This window comes from Oleiphilus sp. HI0043, assembly GCF_001634935.1.
This window is the reverse complement of record NZ_LWEY01001525.1, coordinates 1-798: the sequence shown is the minus strand read 5'-3', so window position 1 is coordinate 798 and position 798 is coordinate 1. Positions and strand designations below refer to the sequence as shown.

General features: G+C 43.6%; 1 protein-coding gene. It reads left to right on the top strand.

The window, feature by feature from the left end; translation table 11 throughout:
* Window positions 1-76: 76 nt before the first annotated feature.
* Window positions 77-589 carry an aminoacyl-tRNA deacylase gene (locus A3729_RS22330; protein WP_068554211.1) on the top strand — a complete coding sequence of 171 codons (513 nt, stop codon included), beginning with the start codon at window positions 77-79 and terminating at the stop codon, window positions 587-589.
* Window positions 590-798: the final 209 nt, after the last annotated feature.

The following is a 798-nucleotide window of genomic DNA, read 5'->3' as shown; positions in this document are numbered from 1 at the left end:
AAAGCAATAATTACGATTGTCTCGATCTACTAAAGACAAAAATAACGAGTGTTAGGCAGTTATAGAGGTACTGGAAATGCCAGTTGAACAGCTAAAGCAATATCTAGATTCGAATGACGTTCAATACGTATCAATAGAACATTCGGTAGCATATACCGCAAAAGAGATCGCTGAACGTATTAAACTTAAAGGTGACCAAATGGCGAAAACCGTTATGGTCAATTTGGACGGTTGTATGTCGATGGTGGTGCTACCCGCATCATGTCGAATACGCTGGGATCAATTTATGAGAGCCATGGGAACCGAGCTGGTCGCCCTGGCAACAGAAGATGAATTTAAAGACCGTTTCCCATCATGCGAAGTGGGTGCTATGCCACCATTCGGCAATTTATATGATGTCCCCATCTATATGTATGAAGGGTTCGATGAAACCGGTGATATTGCCTTTAGAGCAGGAAATCACCACGAAGTGATTAAAATGAAGCTCTCTGATTATATGGAACTAGCGCATCCGATGACGCTAAATGAGGGCTTCGCAAAGATTGGTATGAAGAAGCCAAGCTGGTTGTTAAAGAAGAAGGCCGGGTAGAAAACCTAGCCTTCTATTGTTTACCGTTTACAATCTCCGGGCCTTACAGCAGGCGGCCTGAACTGCGGCTCGGGGATTTATTCTTTTAATTGCTAGCGAACATAGAGAATCAGGTCTTCGTATCCTCGTCGGATGCGAAATGCCTGCACATTTCGCTGCCTCAAATAAGACTTAAGCTCTGCAATATTTCTAATCCTGCTTCGGTTGAC